Source organism: Alcanivorax sp. DSM 26293 (assembly GCF_900107995.1).
In the GTDB taxonomy this organism is placed as follows: domain Bacteria; phylum Pseudomonadota; class Gammaproteobacteria; order Pseudomonadales; family Alcanivoracaceae; genus Alcanivorax.
Genome location: NZ_FNUM01000001.1, coordinates 1 through 23,743, shown reverse-complemented (window position 1 = coordinate 23,743; position 23,743 = coordinate 1). Strand labels below are relative to the sequence as shown.

The 23,743-nt window shown below is 57.0% G+C and carries 11 protein-coding genes and 1 pseudogene; 10 read left to right on the top strand and 2 right to left on the bottom strand.

Translation table 11 applies throughout. The annotated features are described in order from the left end of the window. The first annotated feature begins 146 nt into the window (after nt 1-146). Genes C4S63_RS00060 through C4S63_RS17245 form a run of 4 tightly spaced genes read left to right on the top strand, consistent with a single transcriptional unit; the run spans nt 147 to nt 10,434 of the window. Nucleotides 147-2,858, top strand: coding sequence for a carboxypeptidase regulatory-like domain-containing protein (locus C4S63_RS00060; RefSeq protein ID WP_103916331.1), 2,712 nt, complete (start codon nt 147-149; stop codon nt 2,856-2,858). Continuing rightward, nucleotides 2,855-6,688 carry an Ig domain-containing protein gene (locus C4S63_RS00055; protein WP_146063337.1) on the top strand — a complete coding sequence of 1,278 codons (3,834 nt, stop codon included), beginning with the start codon at nt 2,855-2,857 and terminating at the stop codon, nt 6,686-6,688. The genes C4S63_RS00060 and C4S63_RS00055 overlap by 4 nt, the downstream gene beginning before the upstream one ends. A 12-nt stretch (nt 6,689-6,700) precedes the next feature. Next, nucleotides 6,701-9,835 carry a transglutaminase family protein gene (locus C4S63_RS00050; RefSeq protein WP_234999892.1) on the top strand — a complete coding sequence of 1,045 codons (3,135 nt, stop codon included), beginning with the start codon at nt 6,701-6,703 and terminating at the stop codon, nt 9,833-9,835. Further along, nucleotides 9,832-10,434: a hypothetical protein gene (locus C4S63_RS17245; protein ID WP_146063336.1), complete on the top strand. Its 603-nt coding sequence runs from the start codon at nt 9,832-9,834 to the stop codon at nt 10,432-10,434. The genes C4S63_RS00050 and C4S63_RS17245 overlap by 4 nt, the downstream gene beginning before the upstream one ends. Nucleotides 10,435-10,579: 145 nt before the next feature. Here the strand turns inward: C4S63_RS17245 and C4S63_RS00040 are convergent, their stop codons facing one another. Then, on the bottom strand, nt 10,580-12,286 hold the full coding sequence (locus C4S63_RS00040) for a bifunctional protein-serine/threonine kinase/phosphatase (protein WP_103916328.1): 1,707 nt from the start codon (nt 12,284-12,286) through the stop codon (nt 10,580-10,582). 35 nt (nt 12,287-12,321) lie between these two features. Next, nucleotides 12,322-13,791 carry a NarK family nitrate/nitrite MFS transporter gene (locus tag C4S63_RS00035; protein ID WP_063509223.1) on the bottom strand — a complete coding sequence of 490 codons (1,470 nt, stop codon included), beginning with the start codon at nt 13,789-13,791 and terminating at the stop codon, nt 12,322-12,324. A gap of 322 nt (nt 13,792-14,113) precedes the next feature. Here C4S63_RS00035 and nirB point away from each other — a divergent pair, with 322 nt between their 5' ends. From nirB to C4S63_RS00005, 6 genes and pseudogenes are all read left to right on the top strand, one after another. Continuing rightward, a complete protein-coding gene (nirB, locus tag C4S63_RS00030; protein WP_103916327.1) occupies nt 14,114-16,642 on the top strand; it encodes a nitrite reductase large subunit NirB in 2,529 nt (842 codons plus the stop codon). Nucleotides 16,643-16,644: 2 nt separating this feature from the next. Next, a complete protein-coding gene (gene nirD, locus C4S63_RS00025; RefSeq protein WP_062816585.1) occupies nt 16,645-16,989 on the top strand; it encodes a nitrite reductase small subunit NirD in 345 nt (114 codons plus the stop codon). Between the two features lie 22 nt (nt 16,990-17,011). Continuing rightward, the gene (locus tag C4S63_RS00020; protein ID WP_103916326.1) at nt 17,012-18,244 is read left to right on the top strand and encodes an NAD(P)/FAD-dependent oxidoreductase; all 1,233 of its coding nucleotides are present in this window, start codon (nt 17,012-17,014) and stop codon (nt 18,242-18,244) included. Further along, the gene (locus C4S63_RS00015; RefSeq protein ID WP_103916325.1) at nt 18,241-20,853 is read left to right on the top strand and encodes a nitrate reductase; all 2,613 of its coding nucleotides are present in this window, start codon (nt 18,241-18,243) and stop codon (nt 20,851-20,853) included. Before C4S63_RS00020 ends, C4S63_RS00015 begins: the two co-directional genes overlap by 4 nt. Nucleotides 20,854-21,232: 379 nt before the next feature. Continuing rightward, nucleotides 21,233-22,264, top strand: a complete 1,032-nt coding sequence (locus tag C4S63_RS00010) for an alpha/beta hydrolase (protein WP_103916324.1) — start codon at nt 21,233-21,235, stop codon at nt 22,262-22,264. A gap of 163 nt (nt 22,265-22,427) precedes the next feature. Continuing rightward, nucleotides 22,428-23,743: pseudogene (locus C4S63_RS00005) on the top strand (hypothetical protein); the annotation flags it as partial.

The window sequence follows — 23,743 nt, the reverse complement described above, 5'->3', positions numbered from 1 at the left end:
AATAGCTGCGAAATAAGTGTCGATTTCATGGTCAGCGCATGTAGGAAATCTCTTACGCTCTCTTGATCTATTCCCCATTACTCTGGATAGGCTCAGCTGCTAGCCTCTGCCCTGCTGGTTAATAGACTAATAATCTAGGGGGCTGCATGGGGATGCGGGGCGCTTCATTAGGAAGTATTTACTATCTTTTTCTGTCTTTCTGCCTTCTCTTTATTTCTGGAGCTTGGGCAAGCACTCCTTCAGGAGTCGAGTGGCTAAAGCAGCAGCAACGCCAGGATGGCGCCTTCTATACAGATCAGACGAGTTCGACTGAATACCAGGCAACGATTGAGTCACTATTGGCATTAGGCGACTTGGAAAGCCTATCCGATACACAGCGTGACTCGGGAGTAGGCTTCTTGTTGCAGCCTGATCTCTCTTCCCACTCTGAATTCCATTCCAGAATGGATCTTCTGGCTGAGCAATTCGGGCTAACGGATACTATCGATTCTGGCATTGTGTCAGAACGAATCGCCTATAACGGCGGTGTTGGAGGCTATCCGGGTCATGATGGGAGTGTGCTGAATACTGCCTTAGCGCTTAATGCATGGGCGTCAGGAGATTCTGTGTCGCCTGACAAGCTTGATCGAGCTATCACTTTTCTTCTTTCAAACCAGCAAGCAGATGGCGGCTGGTCTGAAACTCCTAATTTTACTAGCACTTACGTAACGGCTATAACCAGCCGGGCTTTGCAGCGTTACCGGTTCCGATATCCTGTCGGGGCCTCGATATCTGCCGCTAGTGAATATCTTCTCGCTAATCAGAGTAGTGATGGCTGGGGAAGCATCGTGGAGACGGCATTGGCATTGCAGGCTCTTATTCCTGTCATTACCGACAGCACTCGCTACCAAGCGGGCTTGGAAAACCTGAAGGTCGGTCAGACAGAGAATGGCAGCTGGGGCGGTGATGTGTTTGCTACAGCTCTGGCGTTGCGCGCCCTTTATCAAGTTTCCACCGCTCCAGAACCCGTTGACCCCAGTGCTGGAAACATTGAGGGGCAGGTCATCGACAGCAATACTCGCCAGCCCATAGAAAACGTAGTAGTCACTGCTCAGGGTGGTAGTAGTTATAGCGCAAAAAGTGGCCAAGATGGCCGTTTCCGGCTGACCGATATGGAGCCGGATGATTACTCCCTGTCCTATCAAGCCAGTGGGTTTCAGGGGGTGAGTCAGAGTGGACGCGTTGGGGCAGGCCAGCATCTGAGTGTAGGGACTATTGAAATGAGCCCGCTACCCGATAGCGGACTCATTAGCGGAGTGATCAGGGATACGCGGGGGCTCCCAATTCCTGGAGCGCAGGTCTCTTTGGCCGGGGCTTCAACCGGGCAGACCGTTTCGGATGAAAATGGCCTGTACGCTCTATCTTCCTTACCAGGCGACATTCAATTAGCGGTCAGCTCGGAGGGCTATGTGACGGTCACTGCTACCGCTTCTGTTGTGGCTGGAAGCCACCTTAATTTCTCTCCCGTGCTTTATCTGAAAGGAAATCCTCCTCCACAGGATGTTTCTGTTCAGGGCAAGGCTGTTGATTCTGATACCGGTAAGGGGTTGGAAAACGTATCTGTAGAAGTGGAGGAAAAAGGGCTTAGTGTAAAAAGTTCAAGCAATGGTTCCTTCATGCTTGAAGGTCTGGAAGTGGAAGAAACTCAAGTTCAATTATCTATGTCCGGCTACGAAACTACGGTGATCGGTTTTATTCCGGCAGTAGGAGGTAACGATTTGGGCGTTGTTGCTCTTCGAAAACAGAGTGCAACGACGACGATTTCTGGAAAGGTAAAGGACAGTGAGTCTGGTGCTCCGTTATCCGGTGCTAAAGTTAGTGCTGCTGGAGTTGAGGCAGTTAGCGATGCTGAGGGCGCTTATAGGCTGGAAGGAATCAGTGTGACCGAGTTTGATATCCGCGCTTCTTTTTCTGGTTACCTATCCGCAGCCATGAATTTGACGATACAGGAGCCGGGTAACATCAATCTGGATATTCCCCTGCAAAAAGCATCAGTTGAAGGGGTTGGATTTGAAGCGCTGACCACGGACAGGAATCAATATCAGGCTTATAACGCTGTACTTCTTGAAAGTACATTGAGAAATCAGGGAGATAGACCAAGGACAGTACGCCTTTATGTCAATGTTTTTGGTAGTAATGGTGATTTGTTTGAACAGTATCCCGCTGTTGATCTGGAAGAGGGACATTATGGTCATAGCCATCACCATCATGGTGATACAGAAGCGTTCATTACACTGGAGCCTGGTCAGCAAGAAATTGTGCCCGCCAATTGGAATACCGATGCATTCCCGCCTGGGGAATATCGCATCGTGGTTCAAGCCGTAGATGCCTCTGAAGGGGCGGTGTTGGCAGAACATGAGGTAACGATTTCGGTAGTGGCAACGCAAAACGTTGAACTTCTGATCATCAAGCCAGAGCCTGCATACACCACTCAAGGTGCCACAGAAGATGTCGCTTTTTCTGTACAGGCTTTGCATTACTCCAATATGGCATCCTCTTTGTCAGGAGATTTTCAACTTGTCTCTCCTGATGGGAATGTTATTCAAAATGGCCAGTGGGCTCTTGATCTTGAACCTGGTCAGCCTCAAAAACGTGTCGTTTTAGATGCTGTGCCTTTGACATTTGAGCACCCTGGAGAACACGCCATCCACGTGCAGGTAGGTGGAAGTGTGCAGCCAAAAGCTGTCCAGGGGGCGCCTTTTTATGTTGCACCAGGTACTCGTCTTGAGATTGAGCAGGGGTTGTCTCCCTCAGTCGTTGTGCCGGAGGGCGATGCAAATCTGGGTGTCGAAGTTCGTCTTAGGGGAGAGGCGCAATGAAACAGAATAATATCGCTTTTAAAACCATGGTAAGAATTATGGTGGGTTTAATCCTACTGATATTGATGCGTGGAGTGGAGGCCTCTCATTTCCGCTTCGGTCATCTGACTTGGGAGCCAAGGCCTGATATAGCGGAAAATACGATTGATATTTCATTCACTACCGCATGGCGGCGCAGCTATTTTTGGGGAAGTGCCCAAGATGGTCGTCCCCAAATAGGAGACATTATTCGGCCTGGTGCGCGCCTGAATTTTGGTGATGGAACCTCTTTAGGAACGATATATTTCGAGGTTGTCGCCTACAGTGCAGCCCAGGACTGGGTGGTTGCCGTAAGCAAATCAACCCAGACGGGCGATAGTGCAATTCGAAAAACCTATCCGGCATCGGTTAACACAAATGGTCAGCCATGGATCATGAGTGCGAGTGGGTGTTGCAGGATTGGTGGATTGCGTAACCCGGCAAGTAGTTTCCTGGTGCGTGCGTCAGTGGATCTGTCAGAGCCGAATACCCCTCCTTCCAGCAATCTTCCTCCGATTGTGACTTGCCCACGTGGAGACGTTTGCACATTCTCCGTTCCTGCACGCGATGAAGGGGATCCTCTTCGCTGGAGTTTCTCTCCGAGTTCGGAGTCTTTGATTGGGGCACTGCCAGGGGGGAGCTCATTCCCAATCCAGATTGATTCTGAAACGGGGATTGTTCGGTGGGAAATCCCGTCCAGCGCTGCTTTGGGCATGTATGCACTACAAGTGAAAATGGAAGATATTGGTAGCGATGGCCAGGCCAAAAGCTCAACCGCCATCGATTTCCTGATTCAGGTACAAGATTTTGCCGATAACGCGGCACCTCAATTCACTATTCCGCCTACTCCACCAGCAAATACCACTATTCTGGCGCCAGCCAATAGACCCTTTTCATTAGATCTGAGAGCAACGGATCCGGATACGTCAGATGTCGTGTCTCTGGACCATGTGGGGTTGCCTGCAGGGGCAACCTTGACGTCAACGCCGGGAAATCCGGCAACGGCTGCACTGAATTGGACCCCATCAGTGGCCCAGCTGGGAGAACATATCATTACCTTCACTGCCATTGATGATCGTGGCAGGGCAGCGCTACCTCACCCCGTTAAAGTGAAGGTTATCGAGGCAGAAATCCGCGATGTAACCGTGTCGGCGCTGCTGGGGAAAACCGACATTGAGATAAATTCGGGTAGCTTCCAGGTGCCGCCTGACCGCATTGAAAGTGAAGAGAATGGAATCCGGGTGGAGTGGGATTTCCCTACCTTTGGTACTGGGGAGCAGGCTGCCCTGGATTTCGGCGTGCTGCTTCGTAATCCCATACCGGGAGAGGATCGGCTGGTAACCCAATCTATTGTGCTTACCTATGAAGATATAAACGGCAACCGAGTTCGTCGAGACCTGGAGCCGCAATTCGCTAAGGTATTGGCATCTGCCTACAAACAATCTATCACTACCGATCGGTTTGCTTATTCATCGAATCAGCTTGTCGAAATAGGCTCGACGGTAACCAGTCTGAGCAGTTTCGATTCAGTGGTAGATGCACAGATTTCCATCCATGATGCTGCGGGAAATCTGGTTAATGATGTCCGCTATTTCAGTGATATCTATTTGTCTGACGGAGAGCATAAAACCCTTTCTCCAGTTACCTGGAACACAGGGTCTGCTTATGTCGGTGAATATGTGGCCCACATCGCTCTGTTTGATCAGAACGGTTTGCAGATTGATGAAGCGGCTAGTCCATTCGAGATCGTCTCTGCGGATCAGGCGCAAACCGCAGCCAGCATCCATACCGATAAGCCCGGTTACTTCCCGGGGGAAACAGTGACAGTCCAGGACCGCATTAGTAATCCGGCATTGAATGCACAGTTAAATGGCGCCCTGGCTCACACCGCGTTGTATGCGCCAGACGGCGAAAAGGTTTGGGAGCAGGAAGCAGACCTGCCGCAAATCGGTCCGCAGGGATTCCATGATATTGAATACCGTATTGAGCTGGATGGCGTCAGCCCAGGTGACTATACCCTGACCCTGGAGGTGCGTGATCAGCCGGGAAGCCTGCTGGCAGAAGCGGGAACCGGCTTCGAAGTCCTCTCAACGGCGATGGATGGCGCAGGGTTGCAGGGTGATATCCAGATCAATGCGGATCCGGTGTTTCGATCCGAGTACCTGACTATCAATACGACAGTGAGTAATGAGGGCAACGCGGACATGTCGGATGTTCCGGTAACCCTCTCCATTGTCGATCCTGAAACAGAAAAAGTAGTCGCCCAGTGGCCAAGCAGCATTGATGAGCTTCCTGTTGAGGGGAGTGCCGCAAGTAGTCAGTCATGGTTTGCCCTGGCCCCCATCGGTGCTACCTATGCAGCTGTCCTGACAACACATGTGGGGGGTAATGAGCGAATCCTGGCCACTCGTACCTTCTCCATCGCCGACAAGCTGCCAGCAGCCTTTTCCCTTGAGGGTAGGGGGCGCCTGTTGGCCCTGGTCGATGGGGCGGAAGCAGGCTCTTGTCAGGGGGTAGGTCAGTTGGATCTGCATTTCCAGCCTGATGTCGTGCTGCTTCCTCAAGATCAGGTGCTACTAGAAGTCTATTCCGCCGGCGGCGACCTGCTTGATACTGAAACGGTATCGATTGGCCAAGAGTCTGGTGTGCTTAACAACAACCCCGGCACCAAGGTCGATGTGTCGATACTGCGAAGCGGTGCCAGCCATGTGGCCTTCACGTTGGCCCCAGTCAACCAGGCAGAGCTGTCGTCTCCTGTCCGGGTTGTGGCAACCCATTGGCAGAATGGTAATCCCGTTTTGCATGACAGTGGGCTGCTGACGCCAGACTGCCAGTCGCTGTATCCCGGGTTGCAACAGGAAAGCTATGTCATCGATCAGGTACTGGCGACGGATAGCGCTGAACCCTACGGCCCGGATGGCGCACCCACCGCCTTGTCTCAGCGTCGCTTCTTGCAGCAATTGCTGGAAGAGGCTGGTTGGTCCTATACCTTGGTCAGCACGGCGGACGACTTCGTTCGCGAGTTCGAGACCGGTGGTTATACCGTTTATGGCTTGTTCCATGAAGCGGTCAAAATACCGGAAAGTACACAACATGAGCTGGTCGATGCCGTAGCTGATGGCGCCGGACTGCTCTATGCCGGGTATCACGACAAGCGTAATGGCCGGCTGGAATCAGCCTTGGGTATCAGCGCCCGTGGCAAGCTACCCAAAGTTCGGGGGATCGCTCTGGGTGATTCGCCCATCCATGCCGGAGAGGACAGCTTTTCTCTGGCTCTCCACGGTAAACCGCTGCGCGTACAACTGAATGGTGCCAACGCGCTGGCGCATTATTTGCCGTCAGGGGGCGTATCCGCCACCGACTATGCCTATGGGCAGGGGCGGGGCGTCTACATGGGGTTCGATGTCCTGGCGGAAGCCTCTGTCGCGGGGCTTGAAAGTACCCAGGCAAGTCTGATTACCCATGCTCTCGATCATATCCACCCGCAAGCGCTGTCTCCCGTGGCAGGAAAGGTGATCCCGCTGAGCTTAACGCTGACCAACCTGGGTCTACCTGTGGCGGGTCAGGTGAATTTGATCTTGCCGTCTGGCACCGAGGCAGTTGACGCGGGTACAGGCCGCCTGGCGGATGATGGCAGCCTTCTTTGGCCCTTCCATATCGAGGCAGGCCAGGAGCAGCAATGGCAATTCTGGATCAGGCTGCCGGACCAGCCCGGGGAAATCAGATTGCAGGGGAAAATCGACGTGGGCACAGATCAAGGCTTGGTGGAATACGGCCCTGTGGGGACCACTCTGGACGTATTGGGGCAGTAAGGGGGAAGAGCAATGACAACGAGTACAGATCAGGATTACGGTAAACGTCTGCTTCATGAAACAGTAGAGCGCCAACCTTTGGAAGAGGCCCCGGCCATCGAAGTATTGCGGGAATCACGCCGCTTCTTCCGAACCGTTGCCATCAGCATTCTGGCGCTCTTCCTCAATGCGGTAATCTGGCCTTCCTGGGCCCTGGCCATCGAAACCGAGCGGCAGAAAGAGCAGCATCGCCAGGCACAATGGGAGGCCAAGAACCAGCACTTGCACCAAGTACTCAAGCATGTGCGCGACAAGACCCGCGACCGTAAAGCGCTAATTGACCGTCGCCTGGCGGAAGAAGGGGGCACACTGGATAATGTGCTGACGGCCATTGGTCTAAGCCAACTAACGCTGGAAGAAACCAGTGATCTGGCCTGGCTGGCCAAGCGTGCCGACAAGCTGCATCAGAAAGCGCTCAAGGCATTCCAGAAAACCGAGCAGAGACTGAAAAACAAGAACCTGCCTGCCCGGGTTCGCCAGCGCAATGAGCAGGCAAAGGCGGAATACCAGAGCCGCTACGAAGCCATGCAGGCGCGCCTGTCAGCCCTGCTCGACGCGGAAAGCCTCAGTGAACAACAGGAAGCAGCAGCTTCCCTGAAAAAATGGATGGACAGCTTCACACTCAGCAAGCCCCGTGATCCCTTCGATCCCAATAACCTACCCTGGAGCACCCCGGACCCGAGCCAAACGCCAAAACCGGCGGACAGCGCCGACGAGCTGAGCGCCCGCAGTGGGTTTCCTCTTTTTGAGCAGGGAGTGCAACTGGCCAGTAATGTCATCACCCCCGATATGCTGGGCAATCCCGGCGGCCCCACCGAAGATGACCTGGCTGCAACGCTCGATGCCCCCCTTTCCGAAGCCATCAGCGCAAAAGCCGAAGAGCTGGACGATGATCCGGTAAAAATCTACCAGTGGGTACGCAATAACATCGAGTTCATCCCCAGTTACGGCTCCATCCAGGGGGCGGAATACACCTTGCAACATGGCAAGGGCAACGCTTTCGACACGGCAAGCCTGCTTATCGCCCTATTGCGCGCCGCCAACATCCCGGCCCGTTACGCCTTTGGTACCGTACAAATGCCCGCCGACAAGGTGATGAACTGGGTGGGCAACGTGAGTACCCCGGAAGCGGCGGGGAACCTCTTGGGCCAAGGGGGCATTCCCAACATTGGAATGGTCTCCGGGGGCAAGGTCACCCATACGAAGCTGGAGCATGTCTGGGTAGAGGCCTGGATCGACTACCAACCCAGCCGGGGCGCGGTACACCGGGTGGGTGATAGCTGGGTGCCCATGGATGCGAGCTTCAAGCAGTATGAATACAGCGAGGGGATGGCCTTGGAAGAACAGGTGCTCTTCGATGCGGAAGGCCTGGCGCAGACTATCCAGGACCAAAGCACCATCAACGAAGAGGAAGGCTGGGTGCAGGGTGTGCCACAACAGGCCATGGAAGAGTCCCTGACCGACTATCGCGCCCAACTGGAAAGTTATCTGGAAAGCCAGGCCCCGGATGCCTCCGTGGGCGACGTGCTGGGCACGCACAGCATCAAGGAGATCATCCACGAGCAACTGGCAACCACTCTGCCTTATGAATTGCTGACCCGTAAGCTGGTCGCACCCGAATTACCGGACAACCTGCGCTGGAAATTCCAGTATCAACTCCACACCAGTCTGTATGGGACGCCAGGCACCCAGCTATTGAAAATCGAGCAGCCCACCGTGGCCCTTGCCGGCAAGAAGCTGTCCCTGTCCTTCGAACCGGCCACCCCGGACGATGAGGAGACTCTGGCCAGCTATCTGCCTGAGCCGGATGAAAACGGTGAAATCGATCCCAATGACATACCGGATACATTGCCGGGTTACCTGATTGCGCTGACCGGCGAATTCGCCATAGGCGACGACATAGCGGCCACGGCAGTCAGCAATATGGCGATGGGCGAAGAACTGCTCTCGGAAATGGGCTATTGGCAACCGGGCCGAGGCTGGCGTACCACACGTAATCAGCCGATAGCGGGTGAATATCGTGCCTTGGCTCTGAATCTACAAGGCATCAGCCAGCATCAGGCACAAGCCCTACAAACCGATCTGGAATCCACCCAGCAAAAACTGGAATCAGAGGATTTTACCGGCTTGACCAAGCAGCAAGTGGTAGGTGACCTGCTGTATAGCACCATTCTGAGTTACTTCGCCCTGAGCGACGTGCAGGACCAGATCGCCCAGAAGCAAGCCAACAGCATAGGCTACCGCGCCCCGAGTTACGGTTTGTTCAAAACCAGCCTGACACCGCAGTACTGGTTTGGTGTCCCGAGAGATGTGAAGGCGGAAGGCCTGACCATGGATGTGGACCACATGACAAGCACTCGTGTTGATAAGGATAACCATCATCAGCGCTGGGTTAGCTTCAACCGTGCTCAAGGCACGAGAATGTCAGCTATGGAGCACTTAGTGCCTGAGCAGATGTATAGCACCGAAGATGTGCCGGCTTATGGTATTAGTGCGGTTAAAGCGGTTCAGCTTGCGGCGGCCGAGGGGCAAAAGATCTGGACTATTACACAGGATAACCTGTCCGTTGCTCTTCCTAAGTTGCAGCTATCCAGTGAAATAAAGAGCGATATTCGGAATTCGGTGTATGCGGGTAAAGAAGTGACTGCGCACGAGAGGCCAGTTAACTTCTCTGGACGTCAATCTACAGGATATATAGTGATTGATCCTCAGACTGGCGCTGGAGGGTATTTGATCGGCGGCGGAGAAAATGGTGCAGAACTGATAGTCGAATTCCTCGATCATATAGCAACAATCATTGATGCCCTCGATTTTCTTGATTTGGTTGGTGATCTTGGGAAGTTGATTGGTAAATACTTAGGTGGTGCGGCAGGTGTATTAGGGTTTGCGTTTGGTTTGGTGTCGCTTTTCGATAAATGCATGGGGGTTCCAGGTTTCCTTGCTTTTGTTTTCTTGTATTCTGTGGTTCAAGTGGCATTGTTCGCTTTAGCTTCTTTGCTTGCGGTTACTTTGGTTGGTTTACTTTTTGCTGTATTGATTGGCGTTATCGTAAATGCGTTTGTTAACCTTGTTATAGATGCCCTCTGTGTTAAAGGTCGGAATCCATGATTGTTGTTGTTTTTTTAACTGTGGTGGTTGTAGCCGGCTATGTTTTTTTCTCGTTAATTAGATGCAAAAAACGAGGAGAATTGATAAGGGGGATGGGTTTCTCAAAAAAAAGGGGGGCTATGTTTTCTGTTGATAATATCTCTATTAAAGGGTGGCGGTCTGGTGGAGCCTTTGAGAGAGTTGCCGATGAAGGTGTTTATGGGGTTTCTGATATATGGGTTTTTAAAGGAGTTGGGAGATATTCGGGGGTGTCTCAGGTCACTGTTCTATATTTTTTCTGCCCAGACTGGGATGATGATTTTGAGGTTAGAAGGAAGAGGGTTTTTGAGACAAAATGGGAGCAAAGAAGTTATCAAAGCTTTAGGGGTTTTCCCGATCTTGTTTTCAAAGGGTTGAGTGAGGAAGAGGCAGTAAATGTGCTTGAGGATTTTTCAAGGTTATCTTGTTTGGGGCCGAATCTAATTGTTAAGTCTGTTTCAGGCTATGTTTTTTCTTATTTTGAAGGTACTTATATAAAGAATAGTGAGGTTCAAGATGTGCTAAATGAGTTTTATTTATGCATAAATTCATACATTAGCAGTAAAGGAGAAAGAATATAAAAGAACGGGATACGCAGAGCGCCGGGCCGCGCTGGCGGTAAATCAAGCGATGCAAGTCTGCTATTCGGTAAGGGGTAGCGCCCCGCCAGAGCCCTGGGTCATGGGCCGCTGTTCGTAAGGGCAGCTATTAACTATTCATTATTAATTATTTCGCCGCCACACTAATCAGCAACAACACCATAAGCACAATACTGATTCCTTTCCAGATGCGCTGTTGCCGGATGTCGTTGTCGATGACCGGTTTGCGGCTGCGTACCGGGCGGCGCAGGGCATCGCGGAATTCGGCGGCATCGGTGAAGCGTTGTTTGGGTTGGTGTTGCAGGGCGATCTGCAGCACGTTGTTGATCCACAGCGGCACGAAGGCGTTGTGGCCCTGCAGGGGCGGAAGGGGTCGATGGGCGGACTTTTCGTAGCGGCCCTGCCAGGGCAGCGATCCGGTGAGCATTTCATGAATGATCACCGCCACGGAAAACAGATCGCTCTGTTCGCTGGGGGCGACGCCATCCAGCAGTTCCGGGGCGCTGTAATCCCGGGTGCCAAGGGGAATGCCGGCATTGTGTTGCTCCATGCCACGGCAATGGCAACTCCCGAAATCCACGATGCGAACCAACCCGCGGGTATCCACCATGATGTTGTCCGGCTTCAGGTCGCCATGGATCACATCGGCCCGGTGCAGGGCGCGGACCCCGTTGAGTAACTGGTCCGCCAGATACAGTTTTTCTTCCACGGCCACATCCGGATGTTCCTTCAGCCACTGTTGCAGGGTGACGCCGTCAATGAACTCAAGATGCTGATACAGGCAGCTGGGGTTGTCCGGCAGCGGCAGGGTGTGCAGCAGGTGGGCATTGCGCAGTCGCTGACCCACCCAGCCTTCCATGACAAAGCGCTCCAGCGCATCCCGGTCATCTTCCAGGTTCACTGATGGCGTCTTCAGTACCGAGGGTTTGCCACTGTCATCCTCCACCAGATACAGATGGCTGCGCACACTGGCGTAAAGCTCCCGCTTCACGGTGAAACCGTCCAGGCGAATACCCGGGCTTAACGGGGGCGGCAACGGCAGGCTGCCGCGCTGGCGCAGGGCTTCGTCGGCGCTGGCGTCCGGCAGGCCATCCACCTGCAGTACCTGACAGCTCAGGTTGTCATCACTGCCACTGGCCAGGGCCGCTTCCACCAGGCTGCGGGCGGCCACCTCCGGCTGGCCACTGGCGCGGACGATGCCCTGCATGCGGGAACGGGACAGAAAACCGTGGACCCCATCACTGGTGAGCAGGAACACATCGCCCACCTGCAAGTCGCTGCTGCTGTAGTCCACATCCAGGCGGGTATCGCCGCCCATCACCCGCGTAAGCACCTGACGGTTGTCACCGATGATACGGCTGTGGTCCCGGGTCAGGCATTCCAGTCGCTCATTACGCAGCCGCCAGATGCGGGAATCCCCCACCTGAAACAGATGCGCCGTGCGTGAGCGAAGAATCAGCAATGACAGGGTGCAAAGGTGGCTCTCGCCGGCCAGTGTCTGACGGCAGAGCCAGCGATTGAGCGCTTCCAGCACCCGCTGTGCAGAGCGTGGCACACTCCACAGCGCTGGCGTTGCGTAGTAATCATTGATGAATCCCAGTACGCAGGACTCCGCCGCCTCCCGGGCGGCACCGGCACTGGACAGGCCATCGGCCAGGGCGGCCACAATACCCTTGGTACGTAACAGTGGGCCCTCGGGAATCTGCATGGCCAGGGCATCCTGGTTATGCAACTTGGGCCCCGGATCGCTGTATTGGCCGATGCGAACCTGCGGGTGCAGGTCCGGTTCGGAGGCGGCTTCCGGAGCGGTAGCGGTGGCGCTGGCTACATCCATGATCAAAACTCCTGTGTATGACGTGGCGGAAAGACTCAGCCCACCTCAATAAGCTGAACGTCGCCTTTTTCGTCGATTTCCGCAATATGCCCCTTGGGTTCATCCAGAAACTGCACGGCGGCCAGGGCCACGGCCGCGCTGGCGGCAATCACCAGGAAGAAGGTGGACGGATCCACAAAGGTCAGCACTGTCAGGAAGATCACGGCGCCGGCATTGCCGTAGGCACCCACCATACCGGCGATCTGACCGGTAAGGCGGCGCTTGATCAGCGGCACGGTGGCAAACACGGCCCCCTCGCCAGCCTGCACAAAGAAGGAACAGCACATGGTCGCAATCACCGCCAGGGCAATGGGCCAGCTGCTGCCGATCTGGCTCATCAGGCCGTAACCCACCATCAGCCCGCAGAGCAGGATAGCCAGGGATTTTTTGCGCCCGAACTTGTCGGAGACCCAGCCGCCACCGGGACGAGCGACCAGGTTCATGAAGGCATAGCCGGAGGCCAGCAGACCGGCGGTGACCGCGCTCAGGCTGAAGGTATCGGTAAAGAACAGCGGCAGCATGGACACTACTGCCAACTCGGAGCCAAAGGTCACCATGTAGGCCAGATCCAGAATCGCCACCTGCTTGAAACTGTAGCGGTCGTGTTCAGGAACCCCTTCCTTGAGGTGATCACGGTTGACCCGCCAGGCCTGACCGAGCTGTATCACGGCCAGGCTGATAATCAGTGCTGCCAACAGTAACTGGGTGGTCTGGCCAAACAGATTCAGGTTGGTGGGGCCCAGGCGCCAGACGATGACAAGCAGGGCAATGTACAGCGGCAGGCTCATGGCCAGATAAAAGAACAGGTCCTTCTTGCTGCTCACTTCCAGGGCGCTGGCTTTCTTCGGCTTGAAGTAGGACGCCCCCTGGGGCGTGTTGCGTGCCCGCCACAGGAAAAAGGTGCCATAGAGGAAGGCCACGGCACCGGTGGTGGCAATGGCCCAGCGCCAGCCGTTTTCGCCGCCATAGAGGAGAGCCAGGGAAGGCAGGGTAATCGCCGCGGCAGCGGAGCCGAAGTTGCCCCAGCCCCCGTAAACGCCTTCCGCGAGGCCCACTTCCCGGGCCGGAAACCACTCGCTGATCAGGCGGATGCCCACCACGAAGCCGGCCCCCACAAACCCCATCAGCAGACGGGTGACTGCCAGCTGTTCATAGCTGGTGGAAAGTGCGAAGGCCCAGCAGGGGAGCGCGGCCAGCATCAGCAGTGAGCCAAACACCAGTCGGGGACCGAAGCGGTCCACCAGTGAGCCGATGATCACCCGTGCAGGAATGGTCAGGGCCACGTTAAGTATCAGCAACGCCTTTATCTGGTCCGGGCTCAAATCGAAGGCTTCCCGAAGGTGCCCCATTAATGGCGCATGGGAAAACCAGACAACAAAGGTAATAAAGAACGCCAGCCAGCTCAGGTGCAACAGGCGGATACGCGGCGCGGACAGGTTCAACAGATTCAGCTTTTGATCGCTCATGACTTCTCCATGCATGGGCGGTTAACGACGGGCTGATCTGAGCAACTCCTGTGCCACCTTGGTAAGTGACTGTTTTCAATAAAATAAAATGAAATGCAGCCGCAATAAGACAATCCCTGTGCGCAAATGCGGAGCGTTTTTGTGCCATGTAGGTGCACGGAAAAATGCATTTTTCTCGTGCATGAACGCATTAAAAGAAAGCAGTTTTTTTGGATTTATTGCCAGAAAAAACCAATAAATCTATTGGAAACATGGGGTTATCAAGTTGGCACAGGGCTTGCTCAGTGGTGAGTGTCAGTCATGCACCGCGAGGGTGAGCCTTATGGCAAAGCAACAACTTCTACTTATTGGCCACGGCATGGTGGGTCAACGTTATCTGGAGTCCCTGGTAGCCCAGGGTGGCCGCGAGCACTTCGACATTACCGTATTGTGCGCGGAGCCACTGCCGGCCTATGACCGCGTGGGACTAACCGGCTATTTCTCAGGCAAGACTGCCGATGACCTGTCGCTGGTGCCGGACGGTTTCTTTGATCAGCACAACATCACGCTGAAGCTCAATACCAAGGCGGACGTCATTGATCGTGTCGCTCGTACGGTGACCACCCATACCGGCGAGACACTGGGTTACGACAAGTTGGTGCTGGCCACCGGTTCCTATCCGTTTGTGCCGCCGATTCCCGGTAACGACCGGGACAACTGTTTCGTCTACCGCACCATTGAGGATCTGGATGCCATTATCGCCGCCAGTAAGGATGGCAAGGTCGGCACGGTGGTGGGGGGTGGCCTGCTGGGTCTGGAAGCGGCAAAAGCCCTTCATGATCTGGGTCTGCAAACCCATGTGGTGGAGTTCGCGCCGCGCCTGATGGCCGTGCAGGTGGACGACTTTGGGGGTGGCCTGCTCAGGGACAAGATCCAGGAGCTGGGTGTCACTGTGCACACCAACACCGGAACCCGGGATATTGTCGACGGGGAAAGCTGCAAACATCGAATGAATTTCGGTGAAGACAGACATCTGGAAACCGATGTCATTGTGTTCTCTGCCGGGATTCGTCCCCAGGACGAACTGGGTCGCGCCTGCGAACTGGAAATCGGCGAGCGAGGCGGGATTGTGGTGAACAACCACTGTGTCACCTCCGATGACAACATCTATGCCATTGGTGAGGTGGCGCTGTGGGAAGGGCGCATCTTCGGCCTGGTGGCACCGGGTTACCAGATGGCGGAGATCGCGGCCGAACATCTGATGGGCAAGCAGGAAAAACAGTTCCTCGGTGCGGACATGAGCACCAAGTTGAAACTGATGGGCGTGGATGTGGCGTCCATTGGTGATGCCCATGGCAATACCCCCGGTTCGCGCAGCACCGTGTTCATGGATCAGACCGCCGGTATCTACAAGAAGGCGGTGATCAGTGAGTGCGGCAAGAAACTGCTCGGTGCGGTACTGGTGGGGGATGCCAACGACTACGGTAACCTGTTGCAGCTTTGTCTGAATGAGATGGACCTGCCCGGTGACCCTGCCGCCCTGGTGGCGCCGGTCTCTGATGGTGCGCCGTTGCTGGGGGCCGATGCCCTGCCTGACAGCGCCCAGATCTGTTCCTGCAACAACGTCTCCAAAGGTGATCTGTGCGCGGCCATTGATGGCGGTGCCATGACCGTTGGCGACCTGAAATCCTGCACCAAGGCCTCCGCCACCTGTGGCGGTTGTTCGGCACTGGTGAAACAGGTACTGGACAGCGAACTGGAAAAACGCGGTGTGGAAGTGAACAACCACCTGTGCGAACACTTCCCGTATTCCCGTCAGGAAATCTATCACCTGGTGCGAGTCGGTCAGATCACCACCTTTGACGAACTGTTGGAAAAACACGGTAGCGGTGACGGCTGTGACATCTGTAAACCCACGGTCGCCTCGGTGTTGGCGTCCTGCTGGAACGACTACGTCTTGAAGAAGCCCCACGCGGGCCTGCAGGACACCAACGACTACTTCCTGGGCAACCTGCAGCGCGACGGTACCTATTCCGTGGTGCCCCGTGTGGCCGGCGGCGAAATTACGCCGGACAAGCTGATCGTGCTCGGTGAAGTGGCCAAGAAATACGACCTCTACACCAAGATCACCGGTGGCCAGCGGGTGGATCTGTTTGGTGCCCGCGTGGAGCAGTTGCCGGATATCTGGCGCACCCTGGTGGATGCCGGCTTTGAAACCGGCCACGCCTACGGCAAGTCCCTGCGTACCGTGAAATCCTGTGTCGGCTCCACCTGGTGCCGCTATGGGGTGAAGGATTCGGTCGGTACCGCTATCCAGGTGGAAGAGCGTTACAAGGGCCTGCGCAGTCCCCACAAGATCAAGATGGCGGTCAGTGGCTGTACCCGCGAATGTGCCGAAGCACAAAGCAAGGATGTGGGGGTGATCGCCACCGAGAAAGGCTGGAACCTGTATGTGTGCGGCAACGGCGGCATGCGCCCGCGCCATGCGGACCTGTTCGCGTCCGATCTCTCCGACGAAGCACTGATCAAGACCATCGACCGTTTCCTGATGTTCTACATCAAGACCGCCGATCGCCTGCAGCGCACCAGCGTCTGGCTGGAAAACCTGGAAGGGGGCCTGGATTACCTGAAGCAGGTGATTCTGGAGGACTCCCTGGGTATCGGTGCCGAGCTGGAAGCGGAAATGGCACACGTGATTGACACCTACCAGTGTGAGTGGAAGACCACCATCGAAGACGATGAAGCGCTGAAACGTTTCAAACATTTCGTTAACGATGACAGTGCCGATGACAATCTGAAATACGTGCGTGAGCGGGGTCAGCGTCGTCCGGCCTATGAGCATGAACGTATCGAACTGGTCGAGGAGGCATGAGCATGAACAGTTCTGTAGCCGTGCAGTGGCAAACCGTCTGCAAGCTTGATGATGTGCTGCCGGGCACCGGGGTGGGCGTCCGTCTGCCCGGGCGCCAGGCCGCCCTGTTCCGCACCCGCGATGGCAATCTCTACGCTCTGGATAATCGCGACCCGTTCAGCCAGGCCAATGTGCTGAGCCGGGGGATCCTTGGCTCCCTGGGCGACAAGCGCGTGGTGGCATCGCCAATCTACAAGCAGCATTTCGACCTGGAAACCGGTCAGTGTCTGGAAGACGAGGAAGTCTCCCTCACGGTCTATCCGGTTCAGGTGGAAGGGGACGTGATAAAGCTGGCCATCCCGGCCTGAACAGCACGAGGGCGATGCGGTAATGAAGCGACTGGTAGTCATCGGTAACGGCATGGCGGCGTGCCGCCTGCTGGAGGAGCTCACTGGCCTGGCGCCGGATCTGTATCAGATCACGGTGGTGGGGGAGGAGCCCTTTGCCGGTTACAACCGGGTCATGCTGTCCCCCTTGCTGGGGGGCGGTACGGACGAGCAGACCATTACCACCTATCCCCACCAGTGGTATCGCGACCGGGATATTCGCCTTATCACCGGCTCGCCGGTGGTACAGATTCATCGCCATCGGCGACAGGTGATCACCGCTGCGGGACACAGACTCGATTATGATCGCCTGGTGCTGGCCACCGGGGCGGCACCGCGCCAGTTGCCGGTGGGCGGTGTGGACCTGAAAGGCGTCATGAGCTTTCGTGATCTGCATGACGTCAGAACACTATTGTCCCTGCCCCCTGGCCGGGTGGTGGTGGTGGGCGGCGGGTTTTTGGGCCTGGAGGCGGCGGATGCCCTGGTGAAACAGGGGCACGATGTGACGCTGGTACACAGCCGTGGCCACCTGCTTAACCAGCAACTGGATGAGGCGGCAGGCCATCGCCTGCAACAGGATCTGGAAGCCCGGGGGCTCAAGTTTGTCATGAAGGCCCGTACGCAAACCATCGAAGACAACGGGCGGGGCGCTGTCACCGCCGTTCAGCTGGGCGATGGCCAACGCCTGCCTGCGGATTATGTGGTCCAGGCGGTGGGGATCGTGCCCCGTATGGCCCTGGCCGAACAGGCCGGTCTGACCGTGAACCAGGGGATTCGCGTCGACGATACCCTGCAAACGTTCGACCCGGCCATTTATGCCATCGGCGAATGCGTGGAGCATCGCCAGCGTACCTTTGGTCTGGTAGCGCCCCTGTATGAACAGGCGGCGGTCTGTGCCAGCCATCTGGCCGAGCTGGGTCACCGTCGTTATCTGTATGCAGATAGCGCCACCCGGCTGAAGATTTCCGGCATCGATCTGGTCTCCTTCGGGGATTTCTCCGGAGAGGGTGACACCCTGCAGCTGAGTTTGCCTGGCAGTTATTGCCGTCTGCAGCTTTGCGACAATCGCATCACCGGCATGGTGTTGTATGGCAGCGTGGCCGAAGCTCCTTTCTATGAAAGCCTGTGGCGGAACCGCACGGATATCAGTGCGGTGCGTTCCAGCCTGCTGTTGGGGGAAGCCTTCTGCAATCTTCCGGCCCCTGGCGACGACAACCAGGAGAACCTTGCCGCATGAGTATTTGCACCACCTGTCCTTACTGCGGCGTGGGCTGCGGCATCAAAACCGATGGCATTACCCTGCAGGGTGACACGCAGCACCCGGCCAATGCCGGTCGCCTGTGTGTAAAAGGCTCTTCGGTACTGGAAACCCTGGGCGATCAGGATCGTCTGTTGCAGCCGCAGGTCAACGGGGAGGGCGTCTCCTGGGATCGCGCCCTGGATGAAGTGGCCGAACGTTTCCGCCGTATCGTCGAAGAACACGGTCCGGATGCGGTGGCCTTCTATGTGTCCGGCCAGTTGCTCACTGAAGACTATTACGTGGCCAACAAACTCATGAAAGGGTTTATTGGCAGCGCCAACATCGATACCAACTCCCGCCTCTGCATGAGCAGTGCGGTGGTTGCCCACAAGCGGGCGTTTGGCGAAGACGTGGTGCCCGGTTGTTACGAGGATCTGGAGCTGGCGGACCTGGTGATTCTCACCGGCTCCAATACCGCCTGGGCGCACCCCATCGTGTACCAGCGCATCGCTGCCGCGAAACAGGCGCGGCCGCACATGAAAGTGGTGGTGATCGACCCCCGCCGGACGGCCACCTGTGATCTGGCCGACCTGCACCTGGCCATACGTCCCGGCCAGGATGTGCAGCTTTTCAACGGTCTGCTCACCTGGCTGGATGATCACAATGGCCTGGACCGCGACTATATCCATGCCCACACCGAGGGGTTCGCGGCTACGCTGGCCACAGCACGGGAGCAGGGCAATGATTGGGCTACCCTGGCCGAGCAGCTGGGGGTCAGCCAGGAGGACCTGACCACTTTTTATGACTGGTTTGCCGCCTGCGACCGGACGGTTACCGTGTTTTCCCAGGGCGTTAATCAGGCCCGCAACGGCTCAGATCAGGGGAACGCCATCATTAACGCCCACCTGGCCACCGGCCGGGTGGGCAAGCCCGGCGCCAGCCCGTTTTCCATCACCGGCCAGCCCAATGCCATGGGCGGTCGCGAAGTGGGGGGGTTGGCAAACCAGCTTGCCGTGCACCTGGATATTGATAACCCGGAACACCACGCAGCCGTGGCCAATTTCTGGCAGACCGACACCCTGGCCACTGAAAACGGCCTCACTGCGGTGGACCTGTTCAATGCGGTGGAAAGCGGTCAGGTAAAAGCGGTGTGGATCATGGCCACCAACCCGGTGGATTCCCTGCCGGAAGCGGATCGGGTACGCCATGCACTGATGGCCTGTGACACCGTGGTGGTCTCCGACTGCGTGGCCAGCGGCGACACCCTGGCTTGCGCCGATATTCGCCTGCCCGCCCTGGGCTGGGGGGAGAAATCCGGCATGGTGACCAACTCCGAGCGGTGCGTGTCACGGCAGCGTCCGTTTGTGAAAGCCCCGGGTGATGCCAGGGCGGACTGGTGGATTATCAGCGAAGTGGCCCGGCGCATGGGCTACGCTTCCGCGTTTCCCTACCAGCACGAACATCAGATTTTTGCCGAGTACTCGGCGCTCACCGCCTTGGCGGGCAGATTTGGCAAGCGGCTGGATATGACTGCTGCCGCGGAGCTGAGCGCCGACCAGTATGAGCAATGGCAGCCACAACAGTGGCCCTTGCAAGGGGAGCCTCGCTGCTTCGGCGACGGACACTTCGCCACGCCGGATGGTCGTGCCCGTTTCGTGGCCTGCGAGAATCCCAACGTCCACCGGATCGGTGATGCCTTCCCGATCATTCTCAACAGCGGCCGTATCCGCGACCAGTGGCACACCATGACACGTACCGGCCGCGCCGGACGTCTGTTTGCCCACCTGAGCGAACCGTTTGCGGCGTTGCATCCCAACGATATTGAACGTTACCGGCTCAAGGAAGGCGGCTTTGTACGCCTTGCCAGCAAGGTCGGTGACGCCCTGGTGCGGGTCACCAGCGATGCCGGGCAACGTCCCGGCACCGCCTTCATGCCCATGCACTGGACCGATCAGTTTTCTCGCCGTGCCCGGGTGGATGCCCTGGTGCCGGCACGTCTGGATCCGCATTCCGGCCAGCCGGCGTTCAAGCATACGCCGGTCAACGTCAGCGACTGGCAACCCCGCTGGCATGGCTGGTTGTTCACGGCGGCGCCCCCTCCCGCCGTGGAGTACTGGGCCCGAGTTCCCGTCGATGCATTTTTGCAGGCGGGCCAGGTACAGCGCTATCGGCTGGCCGGCGATGCGGACCTAACCGAACAACAGCTGCACGACTGGCTTCCCGACGCCGCTCAGTGGCTGGCACTCAACGACCCTGCCACCGGACACTTCCGCCGCGCTGCCCTGGACAGTGAGGGCCGATTGCTGGCCTGGCTGGCCATCGGCGACGCCCTGCCATTGTGCGATGTGGAGTGGCTGGCCAACTGTTTCGCTGACGAGGCAGACACCCCGCACCTGGCGCTGCTTGCCGGCCAACCGGTGGATGCCGGTCCTGACCTGGGACCCGTGATCTGCAGCTGTTTTCAGGTGCGCGAGAAAACCATCCAGGCCGCAGTGGAAGAGGGTGCAGACAGCGTGGAAGCCATCGGCAAAGGCTGCCAGGCCGGCACCAACTGCGGCTCCTGCATCCCGGAACTGCGCGGCCTGCTGGAAAGCTGCAGCGTTTGATGGAGGGGCGGGTTGCGAGATACGAGTTTCGAGTTTCGAAAATCAAAACCGTGAAACAACAGAGGGGTAGCTTTTCGCTTTTCGTAACTCGCTCCTCGTAACTCGCCACTGTCTTTCCCCGGTTAACCCACCCTACACATTGGCCACCGATCTTTTGTAGGAGCTATGCTTGCATGGCGAAAACACGGCGCTTTCCAGCAGCCTTTCAGGGCGACGAGTACCTCTTCGCCATGCAAGCATAGCTCCTACAACAAAAATAAAAATTGAAGGCGGTGCAGATCTGTTTCGCACGTTTCTACATTTCCCGCTTTCCTGTTACCTTGCCCGTATCACGATCAACGCTTAGTCTCGAAGCAACAGTTTCGATGCGGCGCAAGCCATGAAGAACAACAAGAAACATTATCCAGCACTGAGCTGGCAGGGCAGGGCCATCAATGTGGTGGCCAGGAATATGGTCAAGCCGGTAATCAGCCGACTGAAATTCTCCCGCCGTTTCATGAAATTTTCCCAACTGGGATTCGATGCGGTCACGCTGGCGTTGCCGGTACCGTCCGACGTGCATATTGCCCGGGCACAAGTGGGGGGTGTGCCCGGGGAATGGTTGATCACCGGGCGGCGGGTACGCAGTAACCGGGTGGTGTTGTACTTCCACGGCGGCGCCTATTTTTTTGGTTCGCCCCGTTCCCATCGCGCCGTCACCTGGCGGCTCAGTCATTACTGTCGGGCCAAGGTCCTGGCATTGGATTACCGGCAACCACCGGACTGGGCGTATCCGGCTCCCCTGGAAGATGCGGTGCGCGCCTACAAGGCGTTACTGGACAGTGGTTACAGCAGTGAACATATCGTTTTTGCCGGGGATTCCGCCGGCGGTAACCTGGCACTGGTCACCCTGCTGCGGTTACGGGAACTGAAACTGCCGTTGCCCTCCTCAGCGGTATTGATCAGCCCATGGGGCGATCTGACCTGTTCCGGTGACAGCATCCGGGACAATGCGGACAAGGAGCCACTGATTCCCCTGGGTGCCCTGAACTTCGTCTCCGCCTCCTACAGCCGTGGCTACGACGCGGCATCCCCCATGCTGTCGCCGGTGTTTGCCGACTTCACCGGTCTGCCGCCGTTGCTGGTACAGGTGGGCAGTACCGAGCTGCTCTACAGTGATGCGGTGCGCATTGCCGACCAGGCAAAGGAGGCGGGTGTGGATTGCCAGCTACAGGTCTGGGAGCGGATGCCCCATGTCTTCCACGCCCTGGCAGCCTGGCTGCCGGAAGCGGGTCAGGCGTTGCAGGAAATCGGTGCCTTTGTGCACGGCCACCTTGATGACAAGGATCGCCACAGCCATGTGCGTGCCCGGGCCAAGGTGGTGGGGGGGGCAGGATATGCCACGCAACCGGTAAATTGTTATCAAAAGTAGCCCTGATCAGGGTTCAGAAACGCTTCCGTAACGCTGGCTACGCTTGCTTACAGTCCACCAACTTCCTTGCTCTACATCAGATTGCACATCCCTTCCATAGTCGCTGATGCCAGCTTCCGTTCGGAAGCCATAACGACGACAAAGTACGATGGAGGGGTTCATCTTGGCTAATCAACTAAAACTTCTGGTAGGCAGTAGCGCCCTTGCGGCTCTGCTGACGGCCTGTGGCGGTGGGGGTAGCAGTTCTACGCCTGCCGACTCTGGTCCGGCGGCCCGTGCCCTGCCTCCAGAAATCGCAGAGATCATCGACGATCAGAACGAGCTTACCGATGCTCTGTGTCCCGGCGCGTCCGGTGATGCAGGAGAGGGGGGAGCTGTAGACCCGGAAGCCTGTCTGGATGAAAGCGAGGAGGCTGCCGAGGAAGATACCGGCTATGAGCTGTCTCTGAATCCAGTGGTACAGCAATTTTGCCCGGAAGCGGCGGAGGTGTTCGATGCCACGCTGACCTTCAACGGCGAAATGCTGGATCAGGATTTTCTTTACGATACCGACACCTCCTTTGACGGTTCTGCCACCTTCCCGGCAGCCTGTCTGCAGGAAGCGGCCGGTAATTTCCAGAACATCGGTGACATGATCGGCGGCTCCAACCCGCTTACCGATCAGCTGTGCCCGGAAGAAGCTGCAAGCGATGACTTCGATCCTGCCAGCTGCTTCGCAGAAGCGGCCGGCCAGGGCGGGCTGCCCGGTGGCGGCGGTGGCGAAATGCCTGGTGCTGACCAGTTGTTCGCCCAGCTGTGCCCGGAAACCGGCGAACAGGAACTGGGACCGCAAACGCCCATCGACTGTCTGAACGAAGCCAGCCGTGCCTACATCGAAATCTATGACATGCTCACCGCCAGCAATGCGCTGACCGAGCAGATCTGTCCCATGGATAATGCGGATGGCCGTATCGACCCTCCCCAGTGTTTCACCGAAGCACTGCTCGGCCTGGGCAATATCCCCGGCGGCGGTGATGGTGGCGATGGCGGAGACGGCGGCGACGGTGGCAGCAATCCGTTCGCTCCGGCCCTTGAACAGTTCTGCCCGGAAACCGCGATGGCAGACCTGGGGCCGTCCACACCGATTGACTGTCTGGCAGAAGCGGGCAGCAACTTCCAGGACGTTCAGGACCTGCTGCTGGGTTCCAACCCGCTGACCGAGCAACTGTGCCCGGAAGCGGCGGCCAACAGCCCGATCGATCCCGCTGCCTGCTTCACGGAAGCGGCCGGTGGTCTTGCCCCGGGTGGCGGTGGCCTGCCGGGTGCCGATGGCAACCCGCTGCAGCCGGTACTGGCGCAATTCTGCCCGGAAACCTCCGAAGCCGACCTGGGCCCGACCACGCCGCTGGACTGTCTGACCGAAGCTGGCGGTAATTTCAGCGACGTTCAGGACCTGCTGCTGGGCTCCAACCCGCTGACCGAGCAACTGTGCCCGGAAGC